General features: G+C 44.2%; 5 protein-coding genes. All 5 read left to right on the top strand.

Features of this window, described 5'->3' with window-relative positions; all coding sequences use genetic code 11:
• Positions 1-25: 25 nt before the first annotated feature.
• The gene (locus DW033_RS21155; protein ID WP_122383126.1) at positions 26-2,851 is read left to right on the top strand and encodes a SusC/RagA family TonB-linked outer membrane protein; all 2,826 of its coding nucleotides are present in this window, start codon (positions 26-28) and stop codon (positions 2,849-2,851) included.
• A 22-nt stretch (positions 2,852-2,873) separates the two neighbouring features.
• Positions 2,874-4,442, top strand: coding sequence for a SusD/RagB family nutrient-binding outer membrane lipoprotein (locus tag DW033_RS21150; RefSeq protein ID WP_008780940.1), 1,569 nt, complete (start codon positions 2,874-2,876; stop codon positions 4,440-4,442).
• A 459-nt stretch (positions 4,443-4,901) separates the two neighbouring features.
• Positions 4,902-6,173: a replication-associated recombination protein A gene (locus DW033_RS21145; protein ID WP_005865358.1), complete on the top strand. Its 1,272-nt coding sequence runs from the start codon at positions 4,902-4,904 to the stop codon at positions 6,171-6,173.
• 132 nt (positions 6,174-6,305) lie between these two features.
• Positions 6,306-7,373 carry a 3-phosphoserine/phosphohydroxythreonine transaminase gene (gene serC / locus DW033_RS21140; protein ID WP_121961315.1) on the top strand — a complete coding sequence of 356 codons (1,068 nt, stop codon included), beginning with the start codon at positions 6,306-6,308 and terminating at the stop codon, positions 7,371-7,373.
• A 17-nt stretch (positions 7,374-7,390) separates the two neighbouring features.
• The gene (locus DW033_RS21135) at positions 7,391-8,314 is read left to right on the top strand and encodes an NAD(P)-dependent oxidoreductase (protein ID WP_005855649.1); all 924 of its coding nucleotides are present in this window, start codon (positions 7,391-7,393) and stop codon (positions 8,312-8,314) included.
• Positions 8,315-8,358 lie beyond the last annotated feature (44 nt).

Here is an 8,358-nt window from a genome sequence, read left to right as displayed (position 1 = left end):
TCAGACTTACAAAGCTGTATGCTTAATCCCCCAGGTTTATCGGGTGAGCCCTAACACTAGTTTGTCTGGGGCTTTGCAAGGTAAAGTATCCGGTATCGATATCGCTTCCTCATCGGGTATGCCAGGCGCATCTTCCAAGATCATGATCCGTGGAGCCCGTTCATTTACAGGGGATAACTCTCCTTTGTATGTGATCGATGGTATGCCGATCGCTTCTACGGCGGATGTTAATACGGATACGATGAATAATGGTAGTGTTAGTGGAGCTGACTATGCGAACCGTGCCGTAGACTTAGATCCGAACGATATCGAGAGTATCAACATCTTGAAAGGACAAGCTGCTTCTGCGTTGTATGGTATGCGTGCTTCTAATGGTGTGATCGTTATTACTACAAAGAGCGGAAAAGGTGCTCGTAAAGGAAAACCTCAGATCTCATTCAACACGAATCTTGCGTTTGATAAGGTTTCTACATTACCTGAGTTACAAACTGAATATGGACAAGGTAATGAAGGTGCTTATAACCCATATTCGGGATTTAGCTGGGGACCGTCTATCTCTGACTTGGCGAATGATCCTGTATATGGCGGTAATGTACAAAATGAATATACGAAAGGTGGATTGCATAATGGACAATACTATGTGCCTCAGCGTGCTGCGGCAGGATTGGATCCATGGGCTACTCCCCAAGCTTATAATAATGCGAAAGATTTCTTCCAGACTGGCGTTACTTGGAGTAACTCCGTGAATGTAGCTCAGTCTTTCGATAAAGGAAACTATTCATTCTCTTTGGGTAATACGACTTCTGATGGTATCGTTCGTTCTACGGGAATGGATCGTTATAACGTGAAGCTGTCGGGTGAGGCACAATTGCATGATAACTGGACGACTGGTTTTAACGGAAACTTCGTGACATCAAAGATCAAGAAGCAAGGAACCGCTAATGACGGTGTTACCGCTACGGTTTATACGGCTCCTATCAGTTATACTATGGCGGGCATACCTTCCCATATCGAAGGTGATCCTTATACTCAGAATACGTTCCGTGAGAACTGGATCGATGATGGAAACTGGGCGTGCGACAATAATAGCTTTACGGAGAGATCTCAACGTTTCTTCGGGAATGCGTTCTTGAAGTATTCTACTAAATTTGGTACGGACAATCATAAATTGGATGTGAAATACCAAATTGGTGATGACGCTTATACGACCAATTACTCTGATATTTACGGCTACGGTACAACTGGTTATGCGAATGGTTATGCTAGCGAATACGGTTTTACGGTAAATGAGATGAACTCATTGTTGACGTTTACGTATAACTGGAATATCAATGAGGACTTCGTATTCGATGCTTTGTTGGGTAATGAGCTTGTAGATAAGCGAATCAGTAATACTCAAGCCGTGGGATATAGCTTCAACTTCCCGGGCTGGAACCATTTGAACAACGCTTCTGTATTTAACAGCTCTCATGAGTATAAGAGAAAACGTACGGTAGGTAACTTCGCTAGCTTATCTTTGGCTTGGAAGAATATGCTTTATTTGAATGTTACGGGACGTAACGATATCGTGTCTTCTATGCCGAGAGATAACCGTTCGTTCTTTTATCCTTCCGTATCCCTTGGATGGGTATTCACGGAAGTGGAAGCCTTGAAGAATGATATCTTGACATTTGGTAAGATCCGTGGCTCTTACGCAGAGGTAGGTATGGCAGGAGAATATGTGCCGTCTTATTATTATACGCCAAGTTATGGTGGTGGTTTCTTCCAGGGAACACCTATTATGTATCCGATTAATGGAAATATGGCGTATATTCCTTATTTCGTGGTTTATGATCCGAACTTGAAGCCTCAGAACACGAAGTCTTATGAGCTTGGTGCTGACTTGACTTTCTTGAACGGTTTAGTTTCATTGAATTATACGTATTCTCGTCAGAACGTGAAAGACCAAATCTTCGAGGTGCCTTTGGCTGGTTCCACAGGTGCTTCCAGTATGATGATGAATGGTGGAAAGATGCACTCAAACGTACATGAGATTACATTAGGTATCTCTCCGGTTGATACGAAGAATTTCAAGCTGGACTTCGCTTTTAACTTCTCAAAGATCGACAATTATGTAGACGAGTTGGCTCCGGGCGTAGAGAGCATTATGTTGGGTGGTTTCGTGACTCCTCAAGTACGTGCAGGTATCGGCGATAAATTCCCGGTAATCTATGGTGTTGGTTACAAACGTGATGGCGAAGGACGAATTGTAGTAAACGAAAAAGGTATACCAGAGGCTGGTGAGACCCAAGTAATCGGTAAGGTTTCTCCTGATTTCCGTTTGGGTTTCAATACGAATATCGAGTTGTATAAATTCCGTTTGGCTGCTGTATTTGACTGGAAGCAAGGTGGACAAATGTATAGTGGTACGGCTGGTGAGACGAACTTCTACGGTACAAGTAAGTTATCTGGAGAGGTTCGTAAGAGTGATAAATATCATTTTGACTATGCTGCTGTTGAACAGAAGGGCGTAGATGCGGATGGTAAACCTATCTATGTTCCCTATACGGGTGGAGTGAAAGGATCAGATGCAGAGGAGTATTTCAAAAGCGTGAGGGGCATTGACGAAGCCTATGTCTATGACAACTCGTTCTTGAAATTGCGTGAACTTTCATTGTCATATCCTGTATATAAGAAAGATAACTTGAATGTAAACGTGAATGTTTTCGCCCGTAATATCATTGTATGGTCTGAGATAAAAGGCTTCGATCCGGAGGCTACTCAAGGAAATAACAATATGGCTGGCGCTTTCGAGCGTTTCTCCTTACCGGGTACATCTAGCTACGGTTTTGGTGTCAACGTAAATTTCTAATTTATAAAGAAGACAGATATATATGAATACAATAATAAAATCATTTAAAGGGTTGGCTGTTATGTCGGCCGTATCCTTGGCATTGGCTGGATGTTCCGAGGATGTAATGGATCGGATTAACCAAGATACGAGCCATACAAATAGCGTGGATGGCAAATTTATCTTGGCCGACTTGATTACTTCTACTGCATTTTCCAACGTTAGCGGAGACTTCAATACCTATTCATCTTCCTACGTGGAATATGAAGTGGGTATCGAAAACCAGTTATATAACGCGGAAATTCGTTTGAATGAGCCTTCTGCCTCTTCTACGTTTGAGAATACGTGGGGAAATGTTTATACAAGCTTGAAGAACGCTCGTGTTATTATCGGTCAATGTCAAGAAGGTAAGCGTGATGAGGGAAATTTAGTGACGAGAGGTATCGCTGAGGTCATGGAAGCTTACAATGGCGCTCTATTGGCGGATATATTTGGAGATACACCTTATAGTGAAGCTTCTTTATTGGATGAGAATGGCTCACCGGTGAATATGAATCCTAAAATAGATAAGCAAGAGGAGATTTATGTCTCTATAATGGCCTCCTTGGACAAGGCGATCGAGGATTTGAATCAGTCTGATCGTTCACCGGTTGGTACGTATGATTATTTGTATAATGGAGATGCCGAGAAATGGATTAAATTCGCTTATGGTTTGAAGGCTCGTTATACGATGCGTCTGATCAATCGTTCCACGGATAAGCAAGCTGACTTGAATAAGGTTTTGGACTATGTATCAAAATCTTTTACTTCTGCGGATGACGAGGCTGCATACGCTGTCTATGATGCGAATAATATCAACCCATTCTTTGGTTACTTCGATTCTCGCGCTGGTTTTGCCAATAGCCAGAGCTTGACGGACAAGTTGATTGAGCGTAAAGATCCTCGATTGGAAAGAGTGATGCTTTCTCCTACTACGGCTGACAAGAAACGCGTACAGGTTACAGGCTCTGCTGATAAGAACTTAGTTCCGGCCCCGAATGGTACTCCTGAGCAGAATATGCAGAAATATGGTGTTTCCGCCTTTGTATATTCAAACACGGCTCCTACGATGTTGATGAGTTATCATGAGTTGAAATTCTTGCAAGCTGAGGCGTTATGTCGCTTAAACCGTACGTCTGACGCCGAGAAAGCGTTGAAAGAGGCGGTAGCTGCCGGAATCGCAAATGCTGAAAGAAGTGTCTCTTCTGCTATCACTTATATGGGTAGCAAAATGGTCGTGAATTCAGAAAAAATGACAGAGGAGACGGCCAATACATATTTCGAGAACCAAGTTAAACCGCTGTTTGCTGTAAATCCTTTGAAAGAGACCATGATCCAGAAATATCTGGCTTTGTGGGGGGCATCGGGAGAGGCTACCGAGACTTTTAATGATATCCGTAGAATGAAAGGATTAGGAGAGAATTTCGTGACATTGGCGAATACGAAAAAATTCCCTCTTCGTATGCCTTATGGTAATAGTGACGTGGTATCAAATCCGGAAGTAAAAGCCGCTTATGGCGACGGTCAATACGTATATTCAGAGCCTGTATGGTGGGCTGGCGGAACTCGCTAATCTAACATATATAATATAATGTATAGGGTGCCTCTCCGATTATGGAGGGGCATCTTTTTTTGTTATATATCTTACATGTTTTGATAGCTTCCCTTATCCCATTTCCTTGGAAGGCTTATTGGTTTTATATGGAAATATAGATCATCTAACAATTGGTGCATGATCATCTAACAGTCGTTGCATGATCATGCACCAGTTGATAGATATTTAATGCTTCAAGAAAGAAGGTATAATGTGTTAAGAAGATATCGCTAAAAGTATGGGATAAAAAGGATAGGGAACTAAGGGAATGTTAAATTTTTATTGTCATAATGTTAGTATATTATATGGGTAAAAGTGTGTTTGTGATGATTACTCTTTCATTATGTCACTATTTCCTGTTGTTTAACATTCTTTTTATACGATAAATTTCTTGACTTATCCTTTGAAAAGTAAATAAAATGTCCGACTTTTGCTTCCATGATGAGTCAACCATTAGCAGAGAGATTACGTCCGAAGACGTTGGATGATTATATCGGACAGAAGCACCTGGTAGGCCAGGGAGCCGTGTTGAGGAAGATGATTGATGCGGGACGGGTTCCCTCTTTTATATTGTGGGGGCCGCCGGGAGTAGGGAAGACTACCTTAGCGCAGATCATAGCGAATAAGTTGGATGCGCCTTTTTATACGTTAAGCGCGATCAGTTCGGGAGTGAAGGACGTGCGGGAGGTGATAGAGAAGGCCAAGAGCAACCGCTTCTTCAATACGGTATCACCGATATTGTTTATTGATGAGATACACCGGTTCAGTAAGTCGCAGCAAGACTCATTGCTGAACGCCGTGGAGACGGGCGTGGTGACGCTGATTGGGGCAACCACGGAGAATCCCTCGTTCGAGGTAATCCGTCCTTTGTTATCCCGTTGTCAGGTGTACGTGTTGAAATCGCTGGACAAGAATGACTTGCTTACGCTATTGCATAAGGCGATCGCCGAGGATGTCGTTCTGAAGGATAAAAACATAAGGCTGACGGAAACGGATGCCATGTTACGTTACTCGGGAGGAGACGCCCGGAAGTTGCTGAATATTCTGGAACTGGTGGTGTCTGCCGAGGAGAGTGACGATATTGAGATTCTGGATGAGAAGGTAGTGGAGAGGTTGCAGGAGAACCCTGCGGCGTATGATAAGGGAGGGGAGATGCATTACGATATAATCTCCGCTTTTATCAAGTCGATCCGGGGTAGCGATCCCGATGGCGCCATTTACTGGCTCGCCCGTATGGTGGCCGGGGGAGAAGACCCTGAGTTTATCGCACGGCGGTTGGTGATCTCCGCTTCTGAGGATATCGGATTGGCGAATCCGAATGCGCTTTTGCTGGCGAACGCATGTTTCGATGCCTTGAAGAAGATCGGCTGGCCGGAGGGCCGGATCATCCTGGCCGAGACGACCGTTTATCTGGCTTGCAGCCCGAAAAGTAATTCGGCCTATATGGCGATCAACGACGCTTTGGCACTTGTTAACCGGACTGGGAATTTACCCGTACCGCTTCATCTACGCAACGCGCCTACCAAATTAATGGCTGAATTGGAGTATGGCAAGGAATATAAATATGCGCACGACTACGAAAATCATTTTGTAAAGCAGGAGTATCTTCCGAAGGAAATTTTGGGCGAACGTTTGTGGAAAGGACAGGAAAATCCGGCCGAGCACAAACTAATTGAGCAAATGAGGCGCCTTTGGGGAGATCGTTTTTAATTGACATATTCTGATTGTAAATTAAAAAATGCTCGAAAAGTGTCGGCAAATGAGAAAAAATAGTTACATTAGCCGCCTGTTTTTGAAAAAATAGTTACTTTATTTATAATAACATTCTAAAAAGACATTGGTATGAAGAAGCACAATTTTTATGCAGGTCCTTCTATCTTGAGCGAGTATACAATTAAGAATACAGCCGCTGCGGTAGAAAATTTTGCGGGTATGGGGTTATCACTTCTTGAGATCTCTCATAGAAGTAAGGAGTTTGTAGCCGTAAACGACGAGGCACGTGCGTTGATCAAGGAATTACTGGATGTTCCGGCAGGCTATGAGGTTGTATTCATGGGCGGTGGCGCCAGCATGCAGTTCTGTATGGTTCCTTACAATCTGTTGAATAAGAAAGCCTCTTATTTGGATACCGGCACATGGGCTTCGAACGCTATCAAGGAAGCTAAGTTGTTTGGGGAGGTAGATGTTGTCGCTTCTTCCAAAGACAAGAACTATACTTACATCCCGAAGGGTTATGCGATCGCTGATGACTCGGATTATTTCCATTTTACTTCTAATAATACGATTTACGGAACAGAGATGCGTAAGGATCCGGATGTGAAGCAACGTTTGGTTTGCGATATGTCTTCCGATATTTTCTCTCGTCCGATCGATATTTCCAAATATGATATTATCTATGCGGGTGCTCAAAAGAACTTGGCTCCTGCCGGCGTGACTTTGGCTATCGTTCGTGTGGACGCTTTAGGACATGTAGACCGTCCGATCCCGACCATGTTGAACTACGCTACCCATATTAAAAAGGATTCCATGTTCAATACACCTCCTGTATTGCCTATTTACGCGGCTTTACAGACCTTGAAATGGTATAAGGAACAAGGTGGTATCGCCGCTATGGAGAAGAAGGATCTTGAGAACGCGGCGATCTTATACGATGAGATCGATCGCAATAAGTTGTTCCGTGGTACGGTAGCGGAGGAAGATCGTTCGATCATGAATGTTTGTTTCGTGATGAATGATGAGTATAAGGAGTTGGAGGACGAGTTCAGTAAATATGCTACTGCTGCTGGTATGGTAGGTATCAAGGGACACCGTTCTGTAGGTGGTTTCCGTGCCTCTCTTTATAACGCGATGCCGAAGAGCAGCGTGGAGGCTTTGGTAGCTTGCATGAAAGAGTTCGAGAAACAATATTAATTAAGGAGGATTCAGACATGGCAAAGATATTAGTTGCTACAGAGAAACCTTTCGCCGCTGTCGCTGTGAAAGGCATCCGGGAGGTAGTGGAAGGCGCTGGCATGGAACTGGCTCTTTTGGAGAAATATACAGAGAAGGCGCAATTGCTGGATGCGGTTAAGGATGCCGATGCCGTGATTATCCGTAGCGATAAGGTGGACGCTGAGGTATTGGATGCCGCTAAGAACCTGAAGATCGTGGTTCGTGCCGGTGCGGGGTATGATAACGTGGACTTGGATGCGGCTACTGCCCATAAGGTATGCGTGATGAATACGCCGGGACAAAACTCTAACGCTGTCGCCGAATTGGTATTCGGTATGTTGGTGTACGGGGTTCGTAATTTCTATAACGGTACTTCCGGAACAGAGTTGAAAGGAAAGAAATTGGGTATCTTGGCTTATGGAAACGTGGGCCGTAACGTGGCTCGTATCGCTAAAGGCTTCGGTATGGAGGTTTACGCTTACGATGCGTTCTGTCCGGCTTCCGTGATTGAGGCCGATGGTGTGAAGGCTGTAGCTTCTACAGCCGATTTGTTTAAGGCTTGCCAAATCGTCTCTTTGCATATTCCGGCTACGGCCGAGACGAAGGGTTCTATCAATTTCGAGTTGATGAATTCCATGCCGAAGGGAGCTATCGTAGTGAATACGGCTCGTAAGGAGGTGATGGATGAGGCTGGACTCGCTAAGATGTTGGAAGAGCGTCCGGACTTCAAGTACTTGACAGATATTATGCCCGCTATCCATGCGGAATTGGCCGAGAAATATGCCGGTCGTTATTTCAGCACCCCGAAAAAGATGGGTGCCCAGACCGCCGAGGCTAATATCAACGCTGGTATCGCCGCCGCCAAGCAGATCGTTGATTTCTTGGTGAATGGCAATGAAAAGTATCGGGTTAATAAATAAGAATATCCGGTTGTAGAGACGGGGCACGCCCCGTCTCTACATTG

Source organism: Parabacteroides sp. AF39-10AC, from assembly GCF_003635405.1.
Lineage (GTDB): Bacteria > Bacteroidota > Bacteroidia > Bacteroidales > Tannerellaceae > Parabacteroides > Parabacteroides distasonis.
Note: the sequence above shows the minus strand (reverse complement) of the source record. Positions and strands in the feature narration are given on the sequence as shown.

Excerpts from the sequence above, each read along its gene's own strand:
- serC (WP_121961315.1), top strand. The coding sequence starts at position 6,306 with ATGAAGAAGCACAATTTTTATGCAGGTCCTTCTATCTTGAGCGAGTAT.
- DW033_RS21150 (WP_008780940.1), top strand. The coding sequence starts at position 2,874 with ATGAATACAATAATAAAATCATTTAAAGGGTTGGCTGTTATGTCGGCC.
- DW033_RS21145 (WP_005865358.1), top strand. The coding sequence starts at position 4,902 with ATGATGAGTCAACCATTAGCAGAGAGATTACGTCCGAAGACGTTGGAT.
- DW033_RS21135 (WP_005855649.1), top strand. The coding sequence starts at position 7,391 with ATGGCAAAGATATTAGTTGCTACAGAGAAACCTTTCGCCGCTGTCGCT.